General features: G+C 31.9%; 42 protein-coding genes. All 42 read right to left on the bottom strand.

Going from position 1 to position 24,967, the window contains the following annotated elements; all coding sequences use genetic code 11:
* Positions 1-54 precede the first annotated feature (54 nt).
* Positions 55-480 carry a methylaspartate mutase subunit S gene (glmS, locus tag QOZ93_RS05900; RefSeq protein WP_111944062.1) on the bottom strand — a complete coding sequence of 142 codons (426 nt, stop codon included), beginning with the start codon at positions 478-480 and terminating at the stop codon, positions 55-57.
* A gap of 126 nt (positions 481-606) precedes the next feature.
* Positions 607-1,578, bottom strand: a complete 972-nt coding sequence (locus tag QOZ93_RS05895; RefSeq protein WP_307355485.1) for a GntR family transcriptional regulator — start codon at positions 1,576-1,578, stop codon at positions 607-609.
* Positions 1,579-1,964: 386 nt separating this feature from the next.
* Entirely contained in the window at positions 1,965-2,669 is a 705-nt protein-coding gene (cwlD, locus tag QOZ93_RS05890) for an N-acetylmuramoyl-L-alanine amidase CwlD (protein ID WP_307355484.1), read from the bottom strand.
* Positions 2,670-2,912: 243 nt separating this feature from the next.
* Entirely contained in the window at positions 2,913-4,541 is a 1,629-nt protein-coding gene (locus tag QOZ93_RS05885) for a Na/Pi cotransporter family protein (protein WP_307355483.1), read from the bottom strand.
* A gap of 210 nt (positions 4,542-4,751) precedes the next feature.
* On the bottom strand, positions 4,752-5,144 hold the full coding sequence (gene rpsI / locus QOZ93_RS05880) for a 30S ribosomal protein S9 (RefSeq protein WP_111944066.1): 393 nt from the start codon (positions 5,142-5,144) through the stop codon (positions 4,752-4,754).
* A gap of 25 nt (positions 5,145-5,169) precedes the next feature.
* Entirely contained in the window at positions 5,170-5,604 is a 435-nt protein-coding gene (gene rplM / locus QOZ93_RS05875) for a 50S ribosomal protein L13 (protein WP_307355482.1), read from the bottom strand.
* A 152-nt stretch (positions 5,605-5,756) separates the two neighbouring features.
* The gene (gene truA, locus QOZ93_RS05870; protein ID WP_307355481.1) at positions 5,757-6,491 is read right to left on the bottom strand and encodes a tRNA pseudouridine(38-40) synthase TruA; all 735 of its coding nucleotides are present in this window, start codon (positions 6,489-6,491) and stop codon (positions 5,757-5,759) included.
* A 13-nt stretch (positions 6,492-6,504) separates the two neighbouring features.
* Positions 6,505-7,305, bottom strand: coding sequence for an energy-coupling factor transporter transmembrane component T family protein (locus tag QOZ93_RS05865; protein WP_307355480.1), 801 nt, complete (start codon positions 7,303-7,305; stop codon positions 6,505-6,507).
* On the bottom strand, positions 7,306-8,175 hold the full coding sequence (locus QOZ93_RS05860; RefSeq protein WP_307355479.1) for an energy-coupling factor transporter ATPase: 870 nt from the start codon (positions 8,173-8,175) through the stop codon (positions 7,306-7,308).
* Entirely contained in the window at positions 8,160-9,011 is an 852-nt protein-coding gene (locus tag QOZ93_RS05855) for an energy-coupling factor transporter ATPase (protein ID WP_111944071.1), read from the bottom strand. Before QOZ93_RS05855 ends, QOZ93_RS05860 begins: the two co-directional genes overlap by 16 nt.
* Positions 9,012-9,088: 77 nt before the next feature.
* Positions 9,089-9,430 carry a 50S ribosomal protein L17 gene (rplQ, locus tag QOZ93_RS05850; RefSeq protein WP_111944072.1) on the bottom strand — a complete coding sequence of 114 codons (342 nt, stop codon included), beginning with the start codon at positions 9,428-9,430 and terminating at the stop codon, positions 9,089-9,091.
* Between the two features lie 12 nt (positions 9,431-9,442).
* Positions 9,443-10,390, bottom strand: coding sequence for a DNA-directed RNA polymerase subunit alpha (locus QOZ93_RS05845; protein WP_111944073.1), 948 nt, complete (start codon positions 10,388-10,390; stop codon positions 9,443-9,445).
* A gap of 66 nt (positions 10,391-10,456) precedes the next feature.
* The gene (rpsD, locus tag QOZ93_RS05840; RefSeq protein ID WP_111944074.1) at positions 10,457-11,077 is read right to left on the bottom strand and encodes a 30S ribosomal protein S4; all 621 of its coding nucleotides are present in this window, start codon (positions 11,075-11,077) and stop codon (positions 10,457-10,459) included.
* A 34-nt stretch (positions 11,078-11,111) separates the two neighbouring features.
* Positions 11,112-11,507 (bottom strand): 30S ribosomal protein S11, encoded by a 396-nt coding sequence (gene rpsK, locus QOZ93_RS05835; protein ID WP_162630418.1) that lies wholly within the window; start codon positions 11,505-11,507, stop codon positions 11,112-11,114.
* 21 nt (positions 11,508-11,528) lie between these two features.
* Positions 11,529-11,897, bottom strand: a complete 369-nt coding sequence (rpsM, locus tag QOZ93_RS05830; protein WP_111944076.1) for a 30S ribosomal protein S13 — start codon at positions 11,895-11,897, stop codon at positions 11,529-11,531.
* Positions 11,898-12,085: 188 nt separating this feature from the next.
* Positions 12,086-12,199, bottom strand: a complete 114-nt coding sequence (gene rpmJ / locus QOZ93_RS05825) for a 50S ribosomal protein L36 (protein WP_003373491.1) — start codon at positions 12,197-12,199, stop codon at positions 12,086-12,088.
* A 16-nt stretch (positions 12,200-12,215) separates the two neighbouring features.
* Positions 12,216-12,434, bottom strand: coding sequence for a translation initiation factor IF-1 (gene infA, locus QOZ93_RS05820; RefSeq protein WP_111944077.1), 219 nt, complete (start codon positions 12,432-12,434; stop codon positions 12,216-12,218).
* 7 nt (positions 12,435-12,441) lie between these two features.
* The gene (locus QOZ93_RS05815; protein WP_111944078.1) at positions 12,442-12,723 is read right to left on the bottom strand and encodes a KOW domain-containing RNA-binding protein; all 282 of its coding nucleotides are present in this window, start codon (positions 12,721-12,723) and stop codon (positions 12,442-12,444) included.
* 182 nt (positions 12,724-12,905) lie between these two features.
* The gene (locus QOZ93_RS05810) at positions 12,906-13,556 is read right to left on the bottom strand and encodes an adenylate kinase (protein WP_307355476.1); all 651 of its coding nucleotides are present in this window, start codon (positions 13,554-13,556) and stop codon (positions 12,906-12,908) included.
* Between the two features lie 19 nt (positions 13,557-13,575).
* The gene (secY, locus tag QOZ93_RS05805) at positions 13,576-14,853 is read right to left on the bottom strand and encodes a preprotein translocase subunit SecY (RefSeq protein WP_111944080.1); all 1,278 of its coding nucleotides are present in this window, start codon (positions 14,851-14,853) and stop codon (positions 13,576-13,578) included.
* Position 14,854: 1 nt separating this feature from the next.
* Complete coding sequence (gene rplO, locus QOZ93_RS05800; RefSeq protein ID WP_111944081.1) at positions 14,855-15,295, bottom strand: 50S ribosomal protein L15; 441 nt, start codon at positions 15,293-15,295, stop codon at positions 14,855-14,857.
* 31 nt (positions 15,296-15,326) lie between these two features.
* Entirely contained in the window at positions 15,327-15,506 is a 180-nt protein-coding gene (gene rpmD, locus QOZ93_RS05795) for a 50S ribosomal protein L30 (protein WP_111944082.1), read from the bottom strand.
* 11 nt (positions 15,507-15,517) lie between these two features.
* On the bottom strand, positions 15,518-16,015 hold the full coding sequence (gene rpsE, locus QOZ93_RS05790; RefSeq protein WP_111944083.1) for a 30S ribosomal protein S5: 498 nt from the start codon (positions 16,013-16,015) through the stop codon (positions 15,518-15,520).
* Positions 16,016-16,033: 18 nt separating this feature from the next.
* A complete protein-coding gene (rplR, locus tag QOZ93_RS05785; protein ID WP_111944084.1) occupies positions 16,034-16,396 on the bottom strand; it encodes a 50S ribosomal protein L18 in 363 nt (120 codons plus the stop codon).
* Positions 16,397-16,430: 34 nt separating this feature from the next.
* A complete protein-coding gene (rplF, locus tag QOZ93_RS05780) occupies positions 16,431-16,973 on the bottom strand; it encodes a 50S ribosomal protein L6 (protein ID WP_307355475.1) in 543 nt (180 codons plus the stop codon).
* Between the two features lie 23 nt (positions 16,974-16,996).
* On the bottom strand, positions 16,997-17,395 hold the full coding sequence (gene rpsH, locus QOZ93_RS05775) for a 30S ribosomal protein S8 (RefSeq protein ID WP_111944086.1): 399 nt from the start codon (positions 17,393-17,395) through the stop codon (positions 16,997-16,999).
* Positions 17,396-17,428: 33 nt separating this feature from the next.
* Complete coding sequence (locus QOZ93_RS05770; RefSeq protein ID WP_111944087.1) at positions 17,429-17,614, bottom strand: type Z 30S ribosomal protein S14; 186 nt, start codon at positions 17,612-17,614, stop codon at positions 17,429-17,431.
* A 12-nt stretch (positions 17,615-17,626) separates the two neighbouring features.
* Positions 17,627-18,169: a 50S ribosomal protein L5 gene (rplE, locus tag QOZ93_RS05765; RefSeq protein WP_111944088.1), complete on the bottom strand. Its 543-nt coding sequence runs from the start codon at positions 18,167-18,169 to the stop codon at positions 17,627-17,629.
* A gap of 25 nt (positions 18,170-18,194) precedes the next feature.
* Positions 18,195-18,515 (bottom strand): 50S ribosomal protein L24, encoded by a 321-nt coding sequence (gene rplX, locus QOZ93_RS05760; protein WP_111944089.1) that lies wholly within the window; start codon positions 18,513-18,515, stop codon positions 18,195-18,197.
* A gap of 22 nt (positions 18,516-18,537) precedes the next feature.
* Complete coding sequence (gene rplN / locus QOZ93_RS05755) at positions 18,538-18,906, bottom strand: 50S ribosomal protein L14 (RefSeq protein ID WP_307355473.1); 369 nt, start codon at positions 18,904-18,906, stop codon at positions 18,538-18,540.
* Positions 18,907-18,947: 41 nt separating this feature from the next.
* Positions 18,948-19,202: a 30S ribosomal protein S17 gene (rpsQ, locus tag QOZ93_RS05750; protein WP_111944091.1), complete on the bottom strand. Its 255-nt coding sequence runs from the start codon at positions 19,200-19,202 to the stop codon at positions 18,948-18,950.
* Positions 19,203-19,224: 22 nt separating this feature from the next.
* A complete protein-coding gene (gene rpmC, locus QOZ93_RS05745) occupies positions 19,225-19,437 on the bottom strand; it encodes a 50S ribosomal protein L29 (protein WP_111944092.1) in 213 nt (70 codons plus the stop codon).
* The gene (rplP, locus tag QOZ93_RS05740) at positions 19,427-19,870 is read right to left on the bottom strand and encodes a 50S ribosomal protein L16 (RefSeq protein ID WP_111944093.1); all 444 of its coding nucleotides are present in this window, start codon (positions 19,868-19,870) and stop codon (positions 19,427-19,429) included. The genes rpmC and rplP overlap by 11 nt, the downstream gene beginning before the upstream one ends.
* Before the next feature lie 38 nt (positions 19,871-19,908).
* Positions 19,909-20,571, bottom strand: a complete 663-nt coding sequence (gene rpsC, locus QOZ93_RS05735) for a 30S ribosomal protein S3 (protein WP_111944094.1) — start codon at positions 20,569-20,571, stop codon at positions 19,909-19,911.
* A 19-nt stretch (positions 20,572-20,590) separates the two neighbouring features.
* Positions 20,591-20,926 (bottom strand): 50S ribosomal protein L22, encoded by a 336-nt coding sequence (rplV, locus tag QOZ93_RS05730; protein WP_111944095.1) that lies wholly within the window; start codon positions 20,924-20,926, stop codon positions 20,591-20,593.
* Between the two features lie 22 nt (positions 20,927-20,948).
* Complete coding sequence (rpsS, locus tag QOZ93_RS05725) at positions 20,949-21,233, bottom strand: 30S ribosomal protein S19 (protein WP_111944096.1); 285 nt, start codon at positions 21,231-21,233, stop codon at positions 20,949-20,951.
* Positions 21,234-21,288: 55 nt separating this feature from the next.
* Positions 21,289-22,116, bottom strand: a complete 828-nt coding sequence (gene rplB / locus QOZ93_RS05720) for a 50S ribosomal protein L2 (RefSeq protein WP_111944097.1) — start codon at positions 22,114-22,116, stop codon at positions 21,289-21,291.
* A gap of 64 nt (positions 22,117-22,180) precedes the next feature.
* On the bottom strand, positions 22,181-22,474 hold the full coding sequence (gene rplW, locus QOZ93_RS05715) for a 50S ribosomal protein L23 (RefSeq protein WP_307355471.1): 294 nt from the start codon (positions 22,472-22,474) through the stop codon (positions 22,181-22,183).
* Positions 22,474-23,094, bottom strand: coding sequence for a 50S ribosomal protein L4 (gene rplD / locus QOZ93_RS05710; RefSeq protein WP_307355470.1), 621 nt, complete (start codon positions 23,092-23,094; stop codon positions 22,474-22,476). The genes rplW and rplD overlap by 1 nt, the downstream gene beginning before the upstream one ends.
* A gap of 26 nt (positions 23,095-23,120) precedes the next feature.
* Positions 23,121-23,747: a 50S ribosomal protein L3 gene (gene rplC / locus QOZ93_RS05705; protein ID WP_111944100.1), complete on the bottom strand. Its 627-nt coding sequence runs from the start codon at positions 23,745-23,747 to the stop codon at positions 23,121-23,123.
* A 63-nt stretch (positions 23,748-23,810) separates the two neighbouring features.
* Entirely contained in the window at positions 23,811-24,119 is a 309-nt protein-coding gene (gene rpsJ / locus QOZ93_RS05700; RefSeq protein ID WP_111944101.1) for a 30S ribosomal protein S10, read from the bottom strand.
* Positions 24,120-24,539: 420 nt separating this feature from the next.
* Positions 24,540-24,967 (bottom strand): EF-Tu C-terminal domain-related protein (locus QOZ93_RS05695; RefSeq protein ID WP_340343619.1); only part of this gene is annotated, 428 nt, incomplete at its 5' end.

Raw genomic sequence — 24,967 nt, 5'->3', positions numbered from 1 at the left:
CCTCTGAAATAATTTATGTGCCCCAAACTAATATTTAAAATTTATATTAGTTTACTAATCTTCTATTTTTAAATCTTTCTTTAAGTCTTTTATTGTAATTTCAATTGGTGTTCCTGGTCCATATATTTTGTCATATCCCATCTTTTTAAATCTTTCATGAACAGAATCCCAATCTTGTTTTCCAACAACTATGTTTCCACCTACATATAGTAAAATATCCTTTAACCCTGCTTCTTCACATTTTTCTCTTAATCCCCTACAGTCTATTTCGCCTTGTCCATAAAGAGATGATACGACTATAGCATCTGCATTTGTTTCCACAGCCGCATTAATAAAATCTTCTTGTGGAGATAAAACTCCTACATTAATTACATTGAATCCTGCATCTGTCATAGCATAATCAATTATTTTATTCCCAACAGCATGACAATCAGAACCAATAACCCCAATTACTACAGTTTTGCCATTTTTCTTTTCCATGTTAACTTGGCCTCCTAATAAATTAATAATTATTTTAAGCTATTGTTATTTAAGATAGTTTTAACTAAATATTTATTTAAAACATCATATTGTTATGATGCCTTTCCCCATTGAATAAACCGTTATTTAATTATTACTCTTTATCTCAATTAATTTTGATTTTATTGCTTTAACCGAGCCGTCATCTAATGTATATAAAAATTCAATTACATCTTTTGTATCCTTATTTACAGTTATTACATCTTTCCTCCTACCTGGAGAAACTATAATAACATCTACACCTTTAATAAATTTTTCTAAGCTTTCTATATCATAAGTATTTGTATATTTTACGTTCATAGTATCTAACCCAGCATTTTCAAGAGCTCTTTTTATTTTAAACATAAACTCTTCTGAAATGCAGACACATCCAAATTTTGTTCCACTTTGATATCGTGCAATTTTAACTATAGTTCCTAAGTCTGGCGTAATCGCTACTCCAAAAATATGTTTATTAAGTCCTTTTGTTAACTCAGTAACCTCATTTACATGATTAAAAGTTGATATTATTACCTGACACTTTTTCAATATGCTCTGAGTATCCTTATCCATTTTTTGAAGCTGGGAAATTGTAAGGGGCATTACCTTCATATTTCCATTTTTACTTAATTCATCGCTAAACATTTTAGCCTGTTCTATATTGCATTCAACATATACAAATAACATTTTTTCCATCAATTCATTCTTTTCATTTACTCTTTCATTTACTAATTCTACAAATTCTTGTGTACTCATACCATTTTCTAAGGCCTCTTCTAAGGCTATATCTAAAACCTTTACTATTTTATCCTTTAGATCTTTATCTTTCCACGATGCTACTTCTTCTATTACAAATGTGCCTTTTCCTTGATATGATTTTATTATCCCATCTTGTTCTAATTCGTTATATGCTGTACTTACTGTATTTCTACTAACATTTAAACTTTGGGATAATTCCCTCTCCGTTGGCATCTTATTACCAACTCTAATCTTACCTGATCTTATTTGATCAATAATTTGCTTCTTAACCTGCAAGTAAAGAGGAACTCCACTTTTTTTATTTATTCTAATTTCTATCATAATCCCTCCCAACTCAATGGACTAATGGATTAGTCCATAAGACAACTTAATAATAACACACCCATATATATATATCAATAATTTTCAAAAAATAAATTGATTTTTTTAACTCTCTTAATTCTAAATATTTCTACGCAATTTCAATACTCTTTTTTTAATTATTAACCATATTTTGTAATGTTTTTGTTTTTTTATAAGGCTCTCGTGTAATTTGATGTAATTTTTTTGTATATTCTATATTTGATTATTCCTTATATTTCTTACAGAAATATTATGTAAATATTTCTTATTTATATATATACTTACAAAAATCATTATTATTTTTTAGTTATATCTAAAACTAAAAATATATTTAAAAAGCAAAAATGGACTTATTTAAAAGTCCATTAATTATTTTTAAAGTACTCATTTATAGATTTACATATGGATTCTGCCACTTTTTTTTGATATTCTTCTGTTTTTAACAATTTTTCTTCCTCATAATTAGAAATGAACCCGCATTCAACAATTACTGAAGGCATATCATCATTTACTCTAAGTACTTTAAACTGATCCTCTGCACCCTTTTCAACTCTATTATTTGATTTATCTAAATCATTTTTTAAATTGGTCTGTAAAATATGTGCCAATTCTTTACTTTTTGGATGTTTAGAATACCAAACTTGAGCTCCTTTATACTTTTCTTGTGGAAATTTGTTTAAATGTACACTAACAAACATATCACAATTTAATTCCTTTTTCATTTTACATCTAGCAGTTAAATCTTGATTTTTTTTATTTCTTACTGTTCCCTTATTTTCATAAAGCCCCTTATCTTCTTCCCTTGTCATATACACCTTGAATCCACTCTTTTCCAAATTTTCTTTAGTATATTTAGATATAGGCAATGTTATATGTTTTTCTATAGTTCCTCTTGATGATACCGCTCCTCCATCCATACCTCCATGTCCTGGATCAATAAGAATAACTTTAGGTGTATTATTTTTACTTGTTTGTTGAACTTTTAAATTATAATTTACTCCTAGGATTCCTAAAAAGGCAAATAATACAACTGTTAGTGAAAAAATCAATTTTTTATTTACTATTCTCATATTTCCCCCTATATGATTTATTCACTAATAAATATATTCTTTATAGTAAAAAAAAATAACCTATAAAACTAATAGCAATTGCCATTATTGTTTTACAGGTTAATTTATTTATTAACTATTTCTTATTTATAAACCATAAATTATTTCTTACTCATACGCTATATTTTTTATAAATTATTTAAATTACTTTACTTATATCAATTATCAATAAAAAATAATTGACTTGCTTTAATAGCTCTAATTTTAATAACCTAAATGTTCTATAACTGTATCTGCTATATTATTTGAGTGGTCACTAATTCTCTCTAAATTGCTTATAAGATCTAAAAATACTGTTCCTACAGTGGCACTACATTTTTCTTGATTTAATCTTATAATATGTGAACTTCTTAATTGTTTTTCAAGTGCATCTACACTTTCTTCTATAGTTCTTACTTCTTGTGCTTTATAAATATTTTTTTCTTCAAATGCTTTTATACTTGTGTCTAAACTTGAAAGAGTTTTTTGGAACAATTGCTTTAACTCTTCTTCAGCTTCCTTTGAAAAATTTAATCTCTTAAGCATTTTTTCTCCAGCAAGATCCGCTATATTTTCAGCATGATCCCCTATACGTTCTATATCATTTACTACATGGAACATAGAAGTCACTATATCTTTTTCTTTATCGGCTAACTCTGATTTTGATAACTTAACTAAAAAATTAGTTATTTCATCCTCTAATAGATTAATTAACTTCTCATTTTTGTAGACCTTTTGTACTAACTTGTCATCATTCTTTGCGAAAGCTTCCATAGCAATATCTAAGCTTTTCCTCGCCTTAGTAGCCATTCTTGAAATTTCTTTAACTGTTTGCCCTACGGCTATTACAGGTGTTTCTAATAATCTATCATCAATAAATTGGGTTCCATATTTTTCAGTCTCATCTTCACCTTTTATTATCCTATTGGCCATTTTAACCAAAACTTTTATAAATGGTAATAAAAGAATTGTATTTACTATATTAAAAATTATGTGTGCATGTGCTATTTGACTTGGAACATCACTTGCTCCAAATATAGGTGCCTTAGTTACTATCCATGTTAATGGTGTAAATAACGGTATAAAAATTACAGTTCCAATAACATTAAATAATAGATGTATTATTGCAGCCTTTTTAGCAGTCTTTGAAGTACCTATACTTGATAAAAGCGCTGTTACACAGGTACCCATATTACAACCAAATAAAACAGGAATAACCATAGTTATCTTTAATACTCCCGTAGCCGCCATAGATACTAAAATTGCTGTTGTTGCAGATGAACTTTGTAAAACTGCAGTTATAGCTAAACCTGCTAAAATTCCTAAAAATATGTTACCATCTAATTTAATAAGTATTTGTTGAAATATAGGTGATGTTTGTAGCGGCTCCATTGCCACTTTCATTAAGTTCATTCCTAAAAATAAAATACCAAATCCTAAAATTATATTTCCTACTTCTTTTCCTTTTTTGGCTTCCGTAAATAAAACAATTAATGCTCCAACACCAATAAAAATAGGGACAAAATTATCTATATTTAGAGTTACAATAAGTGCTGTTACTGTTGTTCCAATATTTGCTCCCATAATTACTGCTGTTGCCTGATATAAATTCATAAGTTGTGCATTAACGAATCCAACAACCATTACAGTTGTAGCACTACTACTTTGTATAATAGCTGTTACTAAAGCTCCTGTAAGTACTCCTTTAACCGGATTAGAGGTGATTTTCTCAAAAATTTTCTTTAGTTTCTCACCTGTTGCATTTTGAAGGCCATCTCCCATTAGTTTCATTCCATATAGAAACAATCCTAATCCTCCAAATAATTTAATGGCCATTAAAAGCCCTTCGCTCATAAAATCCCTCCTGTTTATGGCTTATGGTATTTAAAACTTAATTTCACATCCTTTTAAATAATACATAATTTAAATTGTTTTGTTAATACAATGCTCTTTTTTTTAACATGTATTTTAATGTTGTTCATATTTTGTTCATATTTTAAAATATAAAAAAAGAAGAGGTAAATTCCCCTTCCTTCCATTGCAATATATCCGTTCTGAGCAAAACTATCTCTTTGAGAATTGTGGAGCTCTTCTTGCTTTTTTAAGACCGTATTTCTTTCTTTCTTTCATTCTTGAATCTCTAGTTAAGAATCCAGCCTTCTTTAATTCAGATCTTAAGTTTTCGTCAGCTTTAATTAAAGCTCTTGAGATACCATGTCTGATAGCTCCTGCTTGACCTGAAATTCCTCCACCGTGTACATTAACTAGTACATCAAACTTTTCTTTTGTACCTGTTAATTCTAATGGTTGGTTAATTATAACCTTTAATGTGTCTAATCCGAAATATTCATTTATATCTCTTTTATTTATTTTAACTTCACCTTGACCAGGTACTAATCTTACTCTAGCAACTGATGTTTTTCTTCTTCCTGTTCCAAAATATTGTACTTTTGCCATAATACTTCCTCCCTTCAGTTAATAATTAGTATCTTAACTCTAATTTTTGTGGATTTTGAGCTGCATTTTCGTGCTCTGGACCGCTATATACTTTTAACTTTTTAAGCATTTGACGACCTAATTTTCCCTTTGGAAGCATTCTTCTAACAGCTTCTTGGAATACAAATTCAGGCTTTCTTACTAAAGCATCTCTGTAAGAGATTTCTTTTAATCCGCCTGGATATAAAGAGTGATGTCTTAACATCTTTTGATCTAATTTCTTACCTGTTAAAACAACTTTATCAGCATTAACAACGATAACAAAATCTCCAGTATCAACGTGTGGAGTATATGTTGGTTTATGCTTTCCTCTTAATATTGTAGCTATTTGGCTAGCTGCTCTTCCTAATGTTTGACCTTCTAAGTCTACTACATACCATTCTCTTTGAACTTCTTCTTTTTTAGCTATGTATGATTTCATTTTTTTCCCTCCCTGAATTTCACATGAAATATATCTATGCAAAAGACCCGGGGCTAGTGGATCTATATACACATAACAACTTTATTTATTATAATACATTCATCCGGGCGTGTCAACATAATTAAGGATATATTATAAAATATTTTTTTAACCTAATAATATACCTTAAGCAAGGATAATCCTTGTGGTGGTGCCGTTTTACCGGCCTTTTGTCTATCTTTAGATTCTATAATTTCTTTTACCTTCTCAGGTATTATTATGCCTCCACCGACATTAACTAAAGTACCCACTATTATCCTAGCCATATTGTATAAAAAACCGTCTGCCGTAATATAAATTTTTATATACTCATGTTCTTTTTCTATTTTGATTTCTTTTACAGTTCTTACAGAAGTTTTAACTGAACCACCTTTATTTTTAAACGCCTCAAAATCATGAGTACCTATAAGGTATTTCGCCCCTTCTTTCATAAGCTCTATATTTAACTTATATTTATAATGAAATACGTAATTTTTGCCTATAGCTGGAGGTATTTCACGATTTAATATAGTATATACATATGTCTTACCTATAGAACTATATCTTGCATGAAACTCCTCATCTGCATCTTGTGCATCTAAAACTACGATATCTCTTGGTAATTTATTGTTTAAGGCATATTTGATTCCATGTGCAGGTATTTTACTATTAGTAAAAAAATTTAGCACATATCCCATAGCATGAACACCTTTATCTGTCCTACTACATCCCAAAACCTTAATTTCTTCATTTAAAACTTTTATAATTGTTTTTTCAACTGCTTCTTCTACACTTAAAACATGGTTCTGTCTTTGCCATCCTGAATATTGAGTTCCATCATATTCAATTATGAGCATTATATTTCTCATAGGACTACCTCATCTATACAAATCTAAAACTAATAATAAAAACTAAATATATAATAAAAATTATAAAAGCCATACAATCAGACTTATTATATTTTAATATCTTCATTCTTGTTCTACCTTCTCCACCTCTATAGCAGCGTGCTTCCATTGCTATACCTAACTCATCTGCCCTTTTGAAAGAATTTACAAATAATGGTACTAATATTGGTAACAAATTTTTAGCTCTTTTTATTAAATTTCCTGATGAAAAATCCGCACCTCTTGACATTTGTGCTTTCATTATTTTATCAGTTTCATCTATTAAAGTAGGTATAAATCTTAATGCAATGGTCATAATCATTGCTAACTCATGAGCCGGAAAATTAATTTTTTTTAATGGTGAAAATAAACTTTCTAATCCATCTGTAAGTTCAATAGGAGATGTAGTAAGAGTCAATAAAGATGTTCCTACTATTAAAAACAGAAGTCTTATAGCCATAAAAATTGCCATTTGTACTCCTTGAGAGTATATGGTTATAAATTTCCACTTGAATAATAGTTCTCCCCCATTGGTCATAAAAATATTCAATACTGATGTAAAGATCAAGAGGATAAATATAGGTTTTAATCCCTTATAAATATATTTAAGCTTAAGTTTAGATATACAAATAATTATTCCTAAAAAAGCACCTACTATTACATAAGTAAGTAACTTATTTACTAAAAATAAATGTACCATAAATAGAATAGAAGAAACTATTTTTACCCTTGGATCTAATTTATGTATAAAAGAATCCCCTGGTATGTATTGTCCTATTGTTATATCCTTAAACATCTAAAGCTCCCCCTTACTTGTAAGGTTTAAAACTTTAACTAATTCTTCCTTTAATTCATCAATAGAATAAATTTCAGGATTTATATTAAATCCTTTTTTATTTAACTCATATATCAAATAACTTATTCTCGGAACTGATAATCCAATCCCTTCTAAAAGTTCTACCTGCTTAAAAATATCTTTTGGTTCTCCGTATAAAACACACTTTCCTTTACTCATAACTATTACTTTTTGTGCATACTTTGCAACATCTTCCATGCTATGAGATACAAGTATAATATTCATATTATACTTATCATGAAATTCTTTAATTGTTCGTAGAATATCTTCCCTTCCTTTAGGGTCTAACCCAGCAGTAGGCTCATCCAATATTAAAACCTTAGGCTTCATAGCTAAAATTCCTGCTATAGCTACTCTCCTTTTTTGGCCTCCACTTAAATTAAATGGGCACTTTTCTTTAAACATTTCATAACTAAGCCCAACCATCTTCATAGCCATTTTTACTCTATTACTTATCTCTTTTTCATCCAAGCCTAAATTTTGTGGTCCAAATGCTATATCTTTTTCAACAGTTTCTTCAAATAACTGATATTCTGGATACTGAAATACTAAACCAATTTCTTTTCTAATTTCAGATAAATTAACATCTTCTGAATATATATCTTTATGTTCCAAAAACACTGTTCCTTCACTAGGTTTTAAAAGTCCATTGAATAACTGTATTAAAGTGGACTTTCCGGAGCCTGTATGACCTATAATAGCGGTAAATTCGCCCTTTTCAATTTCAATATTAACATTGTCTAATGCTCTTTTTTCAAAAGGTGTACCTTGCATATAAATGTATGATAACTTATCTATTTTAATAAACATAATGCATTCACCATCTCATCAATACTAATTATATCTTCCTCTATGTTAACCCCAATTTTCCTAAGTTCGTAACTAAGTTCTGTTACTTCGGGTACATCTAATCCTAGGCTTTTTAGTGTGCTTACCTGTGAAAATACTTGTTTTGGAGTTCCCTGCATAGAGACTTCACCATTATTTAATATTATAACTCTATCTGCGTTAATAACTTCCTCCATATAATGTGTTATTAAAATAATAGTTTTTCCAAACTCTTTATTTAATTTTAAAGCTGTATTAATTACTTCTTTTCTTCCCATTGGATCTAACATAGCTGTAGATTCATCAAATATTATGCACTTCGTATCCATAGCTAAGATTCCTGCTATAGCTACTCTTTGTTTTTGTCCCCCTGATAATAAACTAGGAGAATGTTTCCTATATTCATACATATCTACTATCTTTAAAGCATTATCTACCTTTTTTCTAATAAGTTCAGATGGAAACCCTAAATTTTCTGGACCAAAAGCTACATCTTCTTCAACAATCGTGGCTACTATTTGATTATCCGGATTTTGGAAAACCATTCCTACATTTTTTCTAATATCCCAAATATTTTTTTCATTTAATGCATCTAATCCATATACTTGAACTGTTCCCTTTTGTGGACTTAATATTCCATTTAAAATTTTTGCTAGAGTAGACTTTCCTGAACCATTATGTCCAAGTATAGTTAAAAACTCACCTTCATACACTTCTAAATTAACTCCCTTAAGAGCTTTTACCTTATTACCATCTATATCATCATAATTATAGACTAAATCTTCACACTTAATTATAACATCTTTTTCTCTGCTCATTTTTTTACCTCAGACATAAAAAGATTATATTAAAATGGGGACTAAGTAAGTTACACTTAATCCCCTTATATATAAGCTTAAACTAATTCTAATACTACTACTTCAGCAGCGTCGCCTCTTCTTGGACCTACTTTGTAGATTCTTGTATATCCGCCGTTTCTTTCAGCATACTTTGGTGCTATGTTAGCGAATAATTCGTCAACTACTTTTGTTTCTGTTACAAAAGAAAGTACTTGTCTTCTAGAATGAAGGTCACCTTTTTTAGCAAGTGTAATCATTTTTTCTGCTAATTTTCTAGTTTCCTTAGCTCTTGTTTCAGTTGTTTCGATTTTGCCATGTTTTAATAAACTAGTTACTAAGTTTCTTAACATAGCTCTTCTTTGATCTGTTGGACGTCCTAACTTGCGGTATCCTGCCATCACTCTACCTCCTTAATCCTCACTTTTTTTCAAGCCTAAGTTTAGTTCTTTTAACTTATGTTGAACTTCCTCAAGAGACTTTTTACCAAGATTTCTAACCTTCATCATATCTTCCATAGATCTTTCAGTTAATTCTTGTACTGTATTTATTCCAGCTCTCTTTAAGCAGTTATAACTTCTTACTGAAAGGTCAAGTTCTTCAATAGTCATCTCTAGAACTTTTTCCTTCTTATCTTCTTCTTTTTCAACCATTATTTCCATATCATCTGCATGATCTGTTAATGTCATGAAAAGCTTGAAGTGTTCAATAAGAATTTTTGCTGATAAACTTATAGCTTCCTCTGGTCTAATTGTTCCATTAGTCCATACTTCTAAAGTTAATTTATCATAATCAGTAATTTGACCAACTCTTGTATTTTCTACAATATAATTAACTCTTTTAACTGGAGTGTATATAGAATCAACAGGTATAACTGATATTGGAAGATCCTCAGACTTATTCTTAGCTTGAGAAACATATCCTCTACCTTTATTAACGTTAATTTCCATATACAACTTACCATCGTCATCTAAAGTTGCAATATGTAAATCTTTATTTACAATTTCAACATTACCACTAGTTTTAATATCACCAGCAGTAACCTCACCAGGACCTTGTGCATCTATATAAAGAGTTGTAGATCCTTCTCCATACATCTTAACGGCTAATTCTTTAATATTAAGAATTAATTGAGCAACATCTTCTTTTACACCTTTTACAGTAGAAAATTCATGTAGAACTCCATCAATTTTAATACTATTAGCTGCTGCACCTGGTAATGATGAAAGAAGTATTCTTCTTAATGAGTTACCTAAAGTAATCCCATATCCTCTTTCCAAAGGTTCTATGACAAATTTACCATATGAACCTTCTTCGTTTGTTTCAACACACTCAATTTTTGGCTTTTCTATTTCCAACAACTATATAACCCTCCTTCGTTTATCAACTTAAACCTCTTTTGAGGGCAACTGATTTATATCAATCTATTATTTGCTGTATAACTCAACGATTAGAGTTTCATTTACTGGAACATCTATATCTTCTCTAGTTGGAATTGCAACTACTTTAGCTTCAAAGTTTGCTGCATTAGCTTCTATCCAGCTTGGAAGAGTCTTAGGATTTTCGTTAAATATTTTAAATAACTCAGTTCCTCTGCTCTTCTCACATACTGATATTACATCATTAGCTTTTAAGTTATATGATGGAATATTAACTTTTTTACCATTTACTAAGAAATGTCCATGAGTTACTAATTGTCTAGCTTCTTTTCTAGAATTTCCGTATCCTAATTTGTAAACAACACTGTCTAATCTCATTTCTAGTAATCTTAGTAGGTTTTCACCTGTGATTCCTCTTTGCTTTTCAGCTTTTTCATAGTACTTTCTAAATTGCTTTTCAAGTACTCCATATATTCTCTTAGCTTTTTGCTTTTCTCTTAATTGTAATCCATAGTTAGATAATTTCTTTTTGCTTTGACCATGTTGTCCTGGTGCATAACCTCTTCTTGCAACAGAACATTTGTCAGAGTAACATCTATCTCCCTTAAGGAAAAGTTTCATGCCTTCTCTTCTACAAAGTCTACAAACAGCTCCTGTATATCTTGCCATTAAAAATTACACCTCCTACATCTATTATAAGTAACTATACTCTTCTTCTTTTTGGTGGTCTACAACCATTGTGTGGTATTGGGGTAACGTCTTTAATTAAAGTGATTTCTAATCCTGCAGCTTGTAATGATCTTATAGCAGATTCTCTACCAGCTCCTGGTCCTTTAACGTATACTTCTATACTCTTTAAACCGTGTTCCATTGCAACACCTGCAGCTGTTTCAGCAGCCATTTGAGCAGCAAATGGAGTTCCTTTTCTTGAACCTTTAAATCCTAATCCACCTGCACTTGCCCATGATAAACAGTTACCTGCACGGTCTGTTAATGTAACAATTGAGTTATTGAAAGTTGATTTAATATGTGCACAACCATGCTCAATATTTTTTCTTTCTTTTCTTCTTCTTGACTTTTTAACTTTTTTTGGTGCCACGATCATCCCTCCTATCTTTTACTATTTCTTCTTATTAGCAATAGTCTTCTTAGGACCTTTTCTTGTTCTTGCATTAGTTTTAGTTTTTTGACCTCTTACTGGAAGACCTCTTCTGTGTCTAATTCCTCTGTAAGATCCGATTTCTGTTAATCTCTTTATGTCTAAGGCAACTTTTCTTCTTAAATCACCTTCAACAGTGAAATGTTTGTTTATATAATCTCTTAAAGCTCCAACTTCATCTTCTGATAAATCTTTTATTCTTATATCAGGATTAACTCCTGTTTCTTTTAAGATTTTTTGAGCAGTTGGTAATCCAATTCCAAATATATATGTTAAACCAATTTCAACTCTTTTTTCTCTTGGTAGGTCAACACCTGCTATTCTTGCCATATACTATTTACACCTCCTAGGTTATATTTCGTTTTTTTAGTGCGTAAGGTAAAATTTTGTGTGTATTATTTTATATAAAACTTTTAGGATAATAGAGAGTATAAACTCTACTAGCAGCCGCTCCTAAAGTATTTTTAGCTTTTATTATTATAACAAAAGAAAATATTAAATTTAATATTTTTTATATATTAGCCTTGTTTTTGTTTGTGCTTAGGATTTTCACAGATAACCATTACTCTTCCTTTTCTTTTAATAACTTTGCACTTTTCGCAAATAGGCTTTACAGATGGTCTAACTTTCATCTTTTAACCCTCCTTACTATTTTTCTCTCCATACAATTCTACCACGAGTCAAATCATAAGGAGATAGTTCTACTTTAACTTTATCACCTGGTAATATTCTTATAAAATTCATTCTTAGCTTTCCAGAAATATGTGCTAAGATTTTGTGACCACTTTCTAATTCAACTTCAAATGTTGCATTAGGTAAAGAATCGGTAACAACACCTTGCATTTCAATTACATCATCTTTTGACATAAGGTAATCAAACCTCCTTATTGGCATACATAGTATCTAAAAAATCCTTTATTCTAGGATTGCTTACATACTTGCCATTTAAAATGGCTTCCTTAATTTCTTCTGAATAAGTTCCTGTAAAAATTAGATGTTTACGTTTCTTTTTCTTTGGTTTTTCAACTTTTCGTAGTTTACCATCCGAAATATAAACGTAATCCTCATTTAATATTCCAACAATTATATAATATTCGTCTCTGTCTCTGCCTACCTTAGAGTAAACTACTTGACCTAAGGGATTATCAGTTTCCAATACTTTTCACCTCTATTTTTGTTCAAACCAAAGAACTTATTACTATTTTCCCACAAATAAGCCTCAAAATACTTTTATCCTTCATATCGAGATATTTAGGAAGTGTAGAGTTTATCCAATAGATTGGGACATTACCTTTTGTTCTTAACTTTACCTTGTCTAGCAACACTTACTAAATAAATCTATTTTGTAGATTCTAAAACCTTACAAATTTCATCAAAAACAGAAGCAATTGCCTTTGTACCATCAACTGCAGCTAACTGGCCTTTCCCTGTGTAGAAGTCAACTAATGGTTTTGTTTGGTTCTCGTAAGTATCTAATCTATTGTTCACAGTGCTTATAGCGTCATCAGCTCTTTGAATAACCTCAGCGCCACATAGATCACATTTTGAATCTACCTTTGGTGGGTTAAATTTAACATGATAACTAGCACCACAAGCTGGGCATACTCTTCTTCCAGTCATTCTTTCAAGAATTTCTTCTCTTGGAACATCAATCAATAAAGCAACGTCTATTCTTTCGCCTTTATCAGCTAATGCCTTTTCTAAAGCTTCAGCTTGCTTTACTGTTCTAGGAAAACCATCAAGTAAGAAACCTTGCTTGCAATCATCTCTAGTTATCCTATCCTCAACTATGCTTATAGTTAATTCATCTGGAACTAATGCCCCACTATCAATGTATTTTTTAGCTTCTACTCCAAGTGGAGTTTTCTCACTTATATTCTGCCTAAATATATCACCTGTTGATATATGTGGTATAGAATATTTATTACTAATTGATTTAGCCTGTGTGCCTTTACCAGCTCCCGGAGGACCTAATAAAATTATCTTCAATTGAATCATCTCCGACCTTTTATTTTAAAAATCCTTCATAATGTCTCATTACTAGCTGTGATTCAAGTTGTCTCATAGTTTCAACTGCAACTCCCACTACAATAAGAAGGGCTGTTCCTCCTAATGATAACTGTCCAAAAGCAGTATGATTTGCTACAATTATAGGGAAAATCGCTATTATTGAAGCAAAAACACCTCCTAGGATCGATGCTTTAGTTAGCACATCTTCAAGATATCTAGTAGTAGGTTCACCAGGTCTAATTCCTGGGATAAATCCTGATGACTTATGCATGTTTTCTGACATTTCATCCGGCTTAAATGTTATTTCAGTATAGAAAATAGTAAACAATACTATTAATATTGCATACACTACTGAATACTGCCATGTACTTTCTTTAAATATGCTATAAGGACTATTCATCACAAGTTTAGCGAATCCTGATTTTGGCATAAACTCCGCTATTGTTGCAGGGAATCTCATTACTGACATAGCGAAAATAATTGAGATAACTGCTGAAGAACTTATATTGATTGGAATATGTGTTGATTGACCTTTAAACATCTTTCCACCAACAGCCTTACCAGCATATTGTACAGGTATTCTTCTCTCACTCAAGTTTACCACAATTACTAATAGCAGCATTGCAGCAGATACTAATAATAAAAGAATGATAGATACAGATGTTACATTTCCAAGACTACCAGCTTTAAAGATCTTAGCTAAAGAATTTGGAACTCTTGAAATAATATTTATAAATATTATTACTGAAATTCCATTTCCTATTCCTTTAGTAGTAATTTGCTCTCCTAACCATACTAAGAACACTGATGCTGTATTCATAGTTAATATGATTAAAAACATATTAAACTTAGATGTATCAAGAATTGCACCAGTTCTTTGCATTATAGCATACATACCAAAAGCCTCTAAAAATCCGAAAGCTATAGCAGAATATCTTGTGTAATTTTGTATTTTTTGACGTCCTTCATGACCTTCCTTTGAAAGTTGTTCAAGTTTAGGTATAGCAACTGTTAATAGCTGTATAATGATGGACGCATTAATGTATGGGGTTACTCCCATAGCAAAAATACTAGAATTACTAAATGCTCCTCCTGAGATTAAATCATAGAAGTTAAATAAGTTCTTGGATTGTGCCAACGAACTTACATGAGCACTGTCAATTCCAGGAACAGGAATAAAATTTCCCATCCTGAAAAGGACAATCATAAAAAATGTAAATATCATTCTCTTTTTTAATTCAGGAACTTTCCAGGCATTACGTAGGGTAGATAGCATCCTAAATCACCTCAACTTTTCCTCCAGCTTTTTCTATCTTTTCAGCTGCAGCTTTTGAGAATTTATTTGCCTTTACTGTTAATGACTTTTCTAAAGTTCCGTTTCCTAATATTTTAACTCCATCATTTAACTTTCTGATTATTTTCTTTTCAAGTAATAATTCTGGAGTTACTTCTGTTCCGTTTTCAAAAACGTTAAGTCTATCAACGTTAATGCTAACTATTTCTGAAGAAAAAATATTTGTGAAACCTCTTTTTGGTAGTCTTCTATATAGAGGTAATTGACCTCCTTCAAAACCAGGTCTTACTCCACCACCTGATCTAGAATTTTGACCATTTTCTCCTCTTCCAGCTGTTTTACCCCAGCCAGAACCAGTACCTCTACCAACTCTTTTACTGTTTTTCTTAGATCCTTCTGCAGGTCTTAATTCATGTAACTTCATAATGTGCACCTCCTCCTATACTAATTTAAAATTATGCTTCTTCTACTTGTAGGAGATAATTTACTTTATTAACCATTCCTCTTATTTGAGGATTATCATTGTGTTCTACAACATCATTTATTTTCTTTAGACCTAAAGCATTTACTGTAGCTATTTGGTCTTTTTTTCTACCTATTAAACTTCTTTTCAAAGTTATTCTTAGTTTTGCCAAGGGAATCCCTCCTATCCTAAGATCTCTTCAACAGATTTGCCTCTTAATTCAGCAACCTGTTCAGCTGTTCTTAAATTTGATAACCCATTAATAGTAGCCTTAACCATATTTCTTGGGTTGTTAGAACCTAATGATTTAGCTCTAACGTCTTTTAATCCTGCAAGTTCAAGTACGGCTCTTGCTGGACCTCCAGCAATAACTCCTGTACCTTCTGTAGCTGGCATTAATAATATTTTTCCTGTTCCGAACTCACCATAAATTCTATGAGGAATTGTGTTTTCAACTATAGCAACACTTACTAAATGCTTTCTAGCATCTTCGATTGCTTTTCTTATAGCATCTGGTATTTCTACAGCTTTTCCTGTTCCAACTCCAACATGCCCATTTTCGTCTCCAACAACAACTAAAGCACTAAATCTGAAGTTTCTACCACCTTTAACAACTTTAGCTACTCTGTTTATGCTAACAACTTTTTCTTTAAGTTCTAATTGAGTTGCATCTATTCTCATACATTCCCCTCCTTTTTTCTAGAATTGAAGTCCTGCTTCTCTAGCTCCTTCAGCTAGTTCTTTAACTCTTCCGTGGTATATGTTACCGCCTCTATCAAAAACGACTTCTTTGATTCCTTTTTCTAAAGCTTTTTTAGCTATTGTTTCTCCAACTAATTTAGCAGCTTCTTTGTTACTACCAATTTTTAAAGAGAAATCTTTATCTAATGAAGATGCTGAAGCTAATGTGATTCCAGCAACATCGTCTATAACTTGAGCGTAAATATTCTTAGCACTTCTGAATACACAAAGTCTTGGTCTTTCATTAGTACCAGAAATTTTAGAACGTACCCTCTTATGACGTCTAACTCTAGCAGCTAGTCTTTCATTCTTATTAGCCATAAGTAGTTCACTCCTTTCTACCTATTGTTAACTATTATTTTTTACCAGTTTTACCTTCTTTACGTCTTATAACTTCATTGCTATATTTAATACCTTTTCCTTGGTATGGTTCAGGTTTTCTCCAACGTCTTATATCAGCTGCTACTGCTCCAACTAATTCTTTATCAATACCCTTAACAACTACTTTAGTTGTTTCAGGAGTTTCAAAAGTTATTCCTTCAACCATATCAATTTCAACAGGATGAGAGTAACCTAAGTTCATTACTAATTTCTTGCCCTTAAGTTCTGCTCTATAACCAACACCAATTAATTCAAGTGTCTTTTGGTATCCTTCTGTTACTCCGATTACCATATTGTTTACTAAAGCTCTAATTGTTCCATGTAAAGCTCTATGTAATTTATTTTCACTTGGTCTTGTAACAACTATATTGTTGTCCTCAACAGTAATTTTTATATCTTTATGCATTTGTCTAGTTAATTCACCTTTAGGTCCCTTTACAGTTACCTCATTGCTAGGTGATACTGTAACTGTAACCCCGTTAGGAATAGCTATTGGAAGTCTTCCTACTCTTGACATAAACACACCTCCTATTCTTTAAACTACCAAATGTAGCAGATAACCTCTCCACCAACGCCTAATTTTCTCGCTTCTCTATCGGCCATTATTCCTCTAGAAGTTGAAATTATAGCGATGCCTAATCCGCTTAATACTTGTGGAATTTCTTCCTTAGATGTATATACTCTTAAACCTGGCTTAGATATTCTCTTAAGTCCAGTTATAACTCTTTGCTTATCCTTACCATATTTCATAGTAAGTCTTAACATTGGCACTGACCCATCATTGTATTCTTCTATATTTTTTAAGTAACCTTCATTTAACATTATGTCAACTAAAGCTTTCTTAATTTTTGATGATGGTACTTCTACAACTTCGTGCCCAACTATATTAGCATTTCTAATACGTGTAAGTAAATCTGCAATAGGATCTGTCATTCCCATATTATTTGCCTCCTTTCATACTAAATCAATCTATTACCAGCTTGCTTTTTTGCATCCAGGTATTTGACCTTTGTAAGCTAATTCTCTAAAACATATACGGCAAATTCCGTACTTTTTAAGTACAGCATGTGGTCTTCCACATAATCTGCATCTTGTATAAGCTCTTGTTGAGAACTTTGGTTCTCTTTCCCACTTAACTATTAATGCTTTACGTGCCACAATCTTCCCTCCTTATTTGACAAAAGGCATACCTAATAATCTTAGTAATTCCCTTGCCTCTTCATCAGTCTTAGCAGTTGTAACTACAATAACATCCATTCCTCTAACTTTATCGATCTTATCATATTCAATTTCAGGGAAAATTAATTGCTCTTTTATTCCTACAGCGTAATTTCCTCTACCATCAAAAGATTTATCAGAGATACCTCTGAAGTCTCTAACTCTTGGGAATGCTATATTCATTAATTTATCCATGAATTGATACATTTTTTGTTTTCTTAATGTAACTTTACATCCAATTGGCATGTTCTCTCTTAGCTTGAAGTTAGCAACAGATTTCTTAGCTCTTGTTGCTATTGGTTTTTGACCTGTGATTAACTCAAGGTCTGCTAAAGCTGATTCTAAGTTTTTAGAATTTTCTTTAGCTTCACCAACACCCATGTTGATTACTACCTTTTCAAGCTTCGGAACTTCCATAATATTTTTATACCCGAACTTTTCCATTAAAGCTGGAACTACTTCTTTATTATACTTTTCTTGAAGTCTTGGCATCATTATTTTTTAAACCTCCTTCCAAAGCTTAGAATGTTTCTCCACATTTTTTACATACTCTAACTTTTGTTCCATCTTCAAGAATCTTATGACTGATTCTTGTAGCTTTATTACACTTAGTGCAATATAACATAACCTTAGAGCTATTTATTGGAGCTTCTACCTTTTGAATTCCACCTTGCATATTTTGTCTATTTGGCTTTTCGTGTTTAGTTACGATGTTAACACCCTCAACTAAAACTCTGCCTTTTTTAGGTATAACAGCTAAAACTTCGCCTACTTTACCTTTATCTTTTCCAGATATAACTACTACCGTATCTTTTCTTCTAACATGAATTTTATTTGCCAACTTAGCCACCTCCTATCTTGAATTATAGAACTTCAGGTGCTAATGAGATAATTTTATTGAATTCTTTGTCTCTTAATTCTCTAGCAACTGGTCCAAAAATACGTGTTCCTTTTGGTTGTTTATCATCTTTAATTATAACAGCTGCGTTTTCATCAAATCTTATGTATGATCCATCTGCTCTTCTTAAGCCTTTAACAGATCTTACTATTACAGCTTTAACAACTTCACCTTTTTTAACAACTCCGCCTGGTGTTGCACTCTTTACACTTGCAACTATAACGTCACCGATATTTCCGTATTGTCTTTTTGAACCGCCCAACACTCTTATGCACATAATTTCTTTAGCACCAGAATTATCTGCAACTTTTAGTCTAGTTTGCTGTTGTATCATGTAAATAACCTCCTTTCAAACTGTAAGGAAAATTTAGTAACCTATTTTGCTCTTTCCATTACCTTAACAAGTCTCCATCTTTTATCTTTTGATAATGGTCTTGTTTCCATGATTAGAACTTTATCATTTAATCTTGCTTCATTATTTTCATCATGAGCTTTAAATTTTGTAGTTCTGTTCATTGTTTTTCCGTATAGTGGATGACGAACTTTTGTTTCAACAGCAACAACGATTGTCTTATCCATCTTATCAGAAACAACTCTTCCAATTCTTGTTTTTCTTAGATTTCTTTCCACAAAACTTACCTCCCTTCAGCTACTACTGCTCTAGGTTCTTTAATTCACTTTCTCTTAAAACTGTCTTTATCTGAGCTATTGATCTCTTCACTTGTCTAATTCTCATAGGGTTTTCTAATTGCCCAGTTGCTAGTTGAAATCTTAAGTTGAAAAGCTCTTCTTTTAAATCTTTGATTTTACCAGCTAACTCTTGAGAACTTTGATTTCTCAACTCTTGTAATTCCCTAGCCTTCATTGTTTTCACCACCTATTTCTTTAAAGTCTTCTCTACTTACAAACTTAGTTTTAACAGGTAGTTTGTGAGATGCAAGTCTCATAGCTTCTCTAGCTAATTCTTCAGATACTCCTGAAATTTCAAATAAAACTCTACCTGGTTTAATTACTGCAACCCAGTATTCTGGTGAACCTTTACCAGAACCCATACGTGTTTCAGCTGGTTTCTCAGTTACTGGTTTGTCTGGGAAAATTTTTATCCAAACTTTTCCCCCTCTTTTAACGTGTCTATTTATAGCTATTCTGGCTGCTTCTATTTGGTTGCTAGTTATCCAACCGCATTCTGTAGCCTGTAATCCATATTCACCATATGCAATAAAGTTTCCTCTAGTTGCCTTACCTTTCATTCTACCGCGTTGAACCTTACGGTGTTTTACTCTTTTAGGCATTAACATATGTGATTCCTCCTTCCTGAACCGTGATATGTGGTTTATTAAGCTCTTGCTTTTTCTTCTTTTCTTACTGGAAGAACTTCTCCTCTATAAACCCAAACCTTAACTCCAATTTTTCCATAGATTGTATCTGCTTCTGCAAATCCGTAATCTATATCAGCTCTTAAAGTTTGTAGTGGAATTGTTCCTTCATGGTAAGCTTCTCCTCTTGCTATTTCAGCTCCACCAAGTCTTCCTGAACAAGAAGTTTTAACACCTTTAATTCCTAATCTCATAGCTCTTTGAATTGTTTGTTTCATAGCTCTTCTGAAAGATATTCTCTTTTCTAATTGAAGTGCTATATTTTCAGCCATTAATTGAGCATTTGATTCTGGATTTTTAACTTCTACAATGTTAATTAAAACATTTTTATCAGTTGTTACTATACCAGCTAATTCTTTCTTTAATTCTTCTATACCAGCTCCACCTTTACCAATTATCATTCCTGGTTTAGCTGTGAATATATTTAATTTAACTTTTTTTGCTGTTCTTTCAACTTCTATCTTAGAAATACCAGCATTGTAGTGTTTTTCTTTTACAAATTCTCTTATTGCATTATCTTCAACTAAGTAATCAGCAAAGTTCTTTTTGTCTGCGTACCATTTTGAATCCCAATCTTTAATTACGCCTACTCTTATTCCGTGAGGATGTACTTTTTGACCCACTACATTTCCCTCCTTCTTTTTAGTTTCTCTCTTTAACTACTAGAGTAATATGACTAGTTCTTTTTCTTATTCTATACGCTCTACCTTGTGCACGTGGTCTAAATCTTTTTAGAGTTGTGCCTTGACATGCGTAAGCTTCAGCAACGTATAATCTGTTTACATCTAAATTGTAATTATGTTCTGCATTTGCAATAGCTGATTTTAAAACTTTCTCAACTACTACAGCTGCGTCCTTAGGAGTATACTTTAGTATTGCTTCTGCTTCTCTAACGTCTTTACCTCTTATTAAATCTAATACTATGCCAACTTTTCTTGAAGACATTCTTATATGTCTAGCTATAGCTTTAGCTTCCATTTATTGTTGCCTCCTTTCTGGACTATTTCTTAACTTTTGATGATTTTTCTTTATCTACGTGACCTTTGTAAGTTCTTGTCATAACAAACTCACCTAACTTGTGTCCTACCATGTCCTCACTAACATATACTGGAACATGTTTTCTTCCATCGTGTACTGCAATTGTATGCCCTACCATTTGTGGGAAGATTGTTGAACTTCTTGACCAAGTTTTAACAACTTTCTTTTCCCCAGCTTTATTCATTTCAAGGATTCTTTTTATAAGAGCTTCTTGTACGAAAGGCCCTTTTTTGATTGATCTACTCATGGTCTGCCTCCCTCCTATTTATAGAATAGGCGAAGAGAATTAATATTCTCTTCTACTATTTTCTTCTCTTAACAATAAGTCTATCAGAATATTTTTTATTCTTTCTAGTTTTATATCCAAGTGTTGGTTTACCCCATGGAGTAACTGGTGATGGACGTCCAACTGGACATTTTCCTTCTCCTCCTCCGTGTGGGTGGTCGTTAGGGTTCATAACAGAACCTCTTACGTGTGGTCTTATACCCATGTTTCTCTTTCTACCAGCTTTACCGATATTTACGATATCATGAGTTAAGTTAGAAACTGTACCTATTGTTGCTCTACACTCGATTCTTACGTTTCTTAACTCACCACTTGGAAGTCTTAATAATGCATATTTTCCTTCCTTAGCCATAAGTTGTGCAGAAGCACCTGCAGATCTAACCATCTGACCACCTTTACCTGCTGTTAATTCAATATTATGAATAACAGTACCAACTGGTATATTTAAAAGTGGTAATGTATTACCAGGTTTAATATCAGCTTCAGTTCCTGATACAATTACGTCTCCAACATTTAAGCCAACAGGAGCTAATATGTATCTCTTTTCTCCATCAGCGTATACAACTAATGCTATATATGCTGATCTATTTGGATCATATTCTATTGTTGCAACTTTTGCTGGAACATTATCTTTATTTCTTTTGAAATCGATAATTCTATATTTTCTTTTAGCTCCGCCTCCACGATGACGAACTGTTATTTTACCTTGAGTATTTCTTCCGCCTGTTTTCTTTAAAGATACTAACAGGCTTTTCTCAGGTTGATTTGTTGTAACTTCTTCAAAGCTAGGCATAGTCATATGTCTTCTTGAAGGTGTTGTAGGATTAAAACTCTTAATTGCCATGTTGTTTTCCCTCCTTTTGATAGCTTTTCTGGCTTAACGCCAATACATGCTTTTATAAGTACAATTAAATTCCTTCGAAGAATTCAATTGCTTTACTTTCCTCTGTAAGTTTCACGATAGCTTTTTTATAATCGGCTCTCTTACCTTCGTGAACACCAACTCTTTTTTTCTTACCAATATATCTTACAGTATTAACTTCTTCAACTTTTACGCCAAAGATTTCTTCTACTGCTCTTTTTATTTGAGATTTATTAGCATGGATATCTACTACAAAGGTGTATTTCTTGTCAGCCATTGCTGCCATACTTTTTTCTGTTATAACTGGTCTTCTAATTATATCATGGCTTACTAGCTTCATTATGCATACACCTCCTCAATTTTTTCAATGGCGTTCTTAGTCACCATGACTTTATCGTATTTTAATAGGTCATATACATTGATATTGTTAACTGGAAGTACTTCTACTCCTTCAATGTTTCTAGCTGATTTGTAAACATTTTCATTGTTTACTTCAGTTAAAATTAATGTTTTCTTTGCTTCGAAAGCACTTAACATTTTAACCACTTCTTTAGTTTTAGGCACTTCTAACTCTAAGCTTTCTAAAACTATCATATTATTTTCAACAATCTTTGAAGATAAAGCTGATTTTATAGCTAATCTTCTTACTTTTTTAGGAACTGACATTCTATAGTCTCTTGGCTTTGGTGCGAAAACTATACCTCCATGAATCCATTGTGGAGCTCTTATAGAACCTTGTCTTGCTCTACCTGTACCCTTTTGTCTCCATGGCTTTATTCCGCCGCCTCTAACTTCAGCTCTAGTTTTAGCTGATTGAGTTCCTTGTCTCTTGTTAGCAAGTTGAGCAACTACTACTTGATGCATAACTTCACTATTAACTTCAATACCGAACACATTATCATTTAATTGCATTTCCCCAACTTTTTGGGCTTCTCTATTATAAACAGCTATTGTTGGCATATAACCTCCTCCTTTCTCTAAAACTCTTACTTAACTGTATTCTTTATTATTACGTAACCTTTTTTAGCTCCTGGTACTCCACCTTTTACAAGAATAACATTCTTTTCAGGAATAACCATAGCAACCTCTAGGTTTAACACTGTTGATTTAACGTGTCCCATATGTCCTGGCATTCTTCTGTTTTTGAATGTTCTTGAAGGATCTGAACAAGCTCCTTGTGAACCTGGTGCTCTATGGAATTTAGAACCGTGGCTCTTTGGTCCGATATGATTATGCCATCTTTTAACAGCACCTTGATATCCTTTACCTTTAGAAATTCCAGTTACATCTACTTTATCGCCTACTGCAAATACGTCAGCTTTGATTTCTTGACCTACTTCGTAAGCACTTGTATCTTCTAATCTGAATTCTTTAACGAATCTTCTTGGAGATACCCCTGCCTTTTTAAATTCTCCAAGCATTGGTTTGTTGAATAAAGTTTCTCTTTTTTCATCAAATCCAACCTTGATTGAATCATAACCATCATTTTCAACAGTTTTCTTTTGAATTATAGCACATGGGCCTGCTTCAACAACTGTTACTGGTATTACTCTTCCTCTCTCATCGAAGATTTGAGTCATACCTAATTTTCTACCTAATATTGCTTTTTTCATTTAAAGCACCTCCTATTAATATCAGCGGATCACATTAGTGGTCTTAATATTACTTTATCGAAATTAAAGTTTTATTTCGATATCTACTCCTGCTGGTAAATCAACTCTCATTAGAGCATCTACAGTCTTTTGTGAAGGACTGATTATATCTAATAATCTCTTATGAGTTCTTATTTCAAATTGTTCTCTAGAATCTTTGTACTTATGAGGAGCTCTTAATATAGTTACAACATCTTTCTCTGTTGGTAATGGTATTGGACCTGCCACACCTGCTCCAGTGTTTTTAGCTGTTTCAACAATCTTTTCTGCTGATTGATCTAAAAGATTGTGATCATAAGCTTTTAATCTAATTCTTATTTTTTGAGTTGCCATTGAATTCCCCTCCTTTTCTAATTTCGTTATATTTCAACGGATATCAGTTATAAACTGTTCCGGGTGTTGCATATTTTAAAAAGTAAAGGTTTAGCTTATAACACTCTACCTTCTTGTCTTTTAATATTTAACATCAATTGTATTGCGAATTCACAATACAACTTCTTTAGTATACAATATTTTTTAGCATTTGACAAGTATTTTTTAAACATAGATTTTGTTTTTTTCTTTAACTTTTATGTATTGAACTCATAGATTTATTTTCTTTTTTTGTTTGTTTGAACTTTTTTCTTTTTTGTTTGTTTGAACTTTTTTTCTTTTTTAATAATCATCATTCAGATTATTAAGGGAGGATTACTCCTCCCCTTAACATACTAGTAATATTGGCCAATATTTACTTTGTATTTTAATTTATAAAGACTACTCGATTATAGTAGTAACAACTCCTGATCCTACTGTTCTTCCGCCTTCTCTTATTGCGAATCTTAATCCTTCTTCCATTGCTACTTTTGTGATTAACTCAACATTCATATCAATGTGATCCCCAGGCATTACCATTTCTACTCCGTCTGGTAATTGGATTGATCCTGTTACGTCTGTTGTTCTGAAGTAGAATTGTGGTCTATATCCGTTAAAGAATGGAGTGTGTCTTCCACCTTCTTCTTTCTTTAATACGTATACTTGACCTACGAATTTCTTATGAGGTTTTACTGATCCTGTTTTTGCAAGTACTTGACCTCTTTGAACGTCTGCTCTTTGTACTCCTCTTAATAATGCTCCGATGTTATCTCCAGCCATTGCTTGGTCTAGTAACTTTCTGAACATTTCTACTCCTGTACATACTACTT

The organism is Hathewaya limosa (genome assembly GCF_030815255.1).
In the GTDB taxonomy this organism is placed as follows: domain Bacteria; phylum Bacillota; class Clostridia; order Clostridiales; family Clostridiaceae; genus Hathewaya; species Hathewaya limosa.
The sequence above is the reverse complement of the archived record's forward strand: the minus strand, read 5'-3'. Positions and strand labels throughout refer to the sequence as shown.

Excerpts from the sequence above, each read along its gene's own strand:
- rplD (WP_307355470.1), bottom strand. The coding sequence starts at position 23,094 with ATGCCAACAATAGCTGTTTATAATAGAGAAGCCCAAAAAGTTGGGGAA.
- QOZ93_RS05860 (WP_307355479.1), bottom strand. The coding sequence starts at position 8,175 with ATGTTTATTAAAATAGATAAGTTATCATACATTTATATGCAAGGTACA.
- rpsE (WP_111944083.1), bottom strand. The coding sequence starts at position 16,015 with ATGAGAATAGATGCAACTCAATTAGAACTTAAAGAAAAAGTTGTTAGC.
- rplV (WP_111944095.1), bottom strand. The coding sequence starts at position 20,926 with ATGGAAGCTAAAGCTATAGCTAGACATATAAGAATGTCTTCAAGAAAA.
- rplR (WP_111944084.1), bottom strand. The coding sequence starts at position 16,396 with ATGGCTAATAAGAATGAAAGACTAGCTGCTAGAGTTAGACGTCATAAG.
- rpsD (WP_111944074.1), bottom strand. The coding sequence starts at position 11,077 with ATGGCAAGATATACAGGAGCTGTTTGTAGACTTTGTAGAAGAGAAGGC.
- QOZ93_RS05855 (WP_111944071.1), bottom strand. The coding sequence starts at position 9,011 with ATGAGCAGAGAAAAAGATGTTATAATTAAGTGTGAAGATTTAGTCTAT.
- rpmJ (WP_003373491.1), bottom strand. The coding sequence starts at position 12,199 with ATGAAAGTTAGACCATCTGTAAAGCCTATTTGCGAAAAGTGCAAAGTT.
- QOZ93_RS05895 (WP_307355485.1), bottom strand. The coding sequence starts at position 1,578 with ATGATAGAAATTAGAATAAATAAAAAAAGTGGAGTTCCTCTTTACTTG.
- rpsJ (WP_111944101.1), bottom strand. The coding sequence starts at position 24,119 with ATGGCAACTCAAAAAATAAGAATTAGATTAAAAGCTTATGATCACAAT.
- rplB (WP_111944097.1), bottom strand. The coding sequence starts at position 22,116 with ATGGCAATTAAGAGTTTTAATCCTACAACACCTTCAAGAAGACATATG.
- rplQ (WP_111944072.1), bottom strand. The coding sequence starts at position 9,430 with ATGGCAGGATACCGCAAGTTAGGACGTCCAACAGATCAAAGAAGAGCT.
- glmS (WP_111944062.1), bottom strand. The coding sequence starts at position 480 with ATGGAAAAGAAAAATGGCAAAACTGTAGTAATTGGGGTTATTGGTTCT.
- QOZ93_RS05885 (WP_307355483.1), bottom strand. The coding sequence starts at position 4,541 with ATGAGCGAAGGGCTTTTAATGGCCATTAAATTATTTGGAGGATTAGGA.
- rpmC (WP_111944092.1), bottom strand. The coding sequence starts at position 19,437 with ATGAAGGCTAGGGAATTACAAGAGTTGAGAAATCAAAGTTCTCAAGAG.
- rplM (WP_307355482.1), bottom strand. The coding sequence starts at position 5,604 with ATGAAATCATACATAGCTAAAAAAGAAGAAGTTCAAAGAGAATGGTAT.
- QOZ93_RS05865 (WP_307355480.1), bottom strand. The coding sequence starts at position 7,305 with ATGTTTAAGGATATAACAATAGGACAATACATACCAGGGGATTCTTTT.
- rplW (WP_307355471.1), bottom strand. The coding sequence starts at position 22,474 with ATGAAGCTAGTAAGCCATGATATAATTAGAAGACCAGTTATAACAGAA.
- rpsS (WP_111944096.1), bottom strand. The coding sequence starts at position 21,233 with ATGAGTAGATCAATCAAAAAAGGGCCTTTCGTACAAGAAGCTCTTATA.
- infA (WP_111944077.1), bottom strand. The coding sequence starts at position 12,434 with ATGTCAAAAGATGATGTAATTGAAATGCAAGGTGTTGTTACCGATTCT.
- rplF (WP_307355475.1), bottom strand. The coding sequence starts at position 16,973 with ATGTCAAGAGTAGGAAGACTTCCAATAGCTATTCCTAACGGGGTTACA.
- cwlD (WP_307355484.1), bottom strand. The coding sequence starts at position 2,669 with ATGAGAATAGTAAATAAAAAATTGATTTTTTCACTAACAGTTGTATTA.
- rplN (WP_307355473.1), bottom strand. The coding sequence starts at position 18,906 with ATGATACAACAGCAAACTAGACTAAAAGTTGCAGATAATTCTGGTGCT.
- rpsI (WP_111944066.1), bottom strand. The coding sequence starts at position 5,144 with ATGGCAAAAGTACAATATTTTGGAACAGGAAGAAGAAAAACATCAGTT.
- rplE (WP_111944088.1), bottom strand. The coding sequence starts at position 18,169 with ATGATGCCAAGACTTCAAGAAAAGTATAATAAAGAAGTAGTTCCAGCT.
- rplP (WP_111944093.1), bottom strand. The coding sequence starts at position 19,870 with ATGTTAATGCCTAAAAGAGTAAAACACCGTAAGGTTCAACGCGGTAGA.
- rpsM (WP_111944076.1), bottom strand. The coding sequence starts at position 11,897 with ATGGCAAGAATAGCAGGTGTTGACCTACCAAGAGAAAAAAGAGTTGAA.
- secY (WP_111944080.1), bottom strand. The coding sequence starts at position 14,853 with ATGCTATCTACCCTACGTAATGCCTGGAAAGTTCCTGAATTAAAAAAG.
- rplO (WP_111944081.1), bottom strand. The coding sequence starts at position 15,295 with ATGAAGTTACATGAATTAAGACCTGCAGAAGGATCTAAGAAAAACAGT.
- truA (WP_307355481.1), bottom strand. The coding sequence starts at position 6,491 with ATGAGAAATATAATGCTCATAATTGAATATGATGGAACTCAATATTCA.
- rplC (WP_111944100.1), bottom strand. The coding sequence starts at position 23,747 with ATGAAAAAAGCAATATTAGGTAGAAAATTAGGTATGACTCAAATCTTC.
- rpsH (WP_111944086.1), bottom strand. The coding sequence starts at position 17,395 with ATGGGAATGACAGATCCTATTGCAGATTTACTTACACGTATTAGAAAT.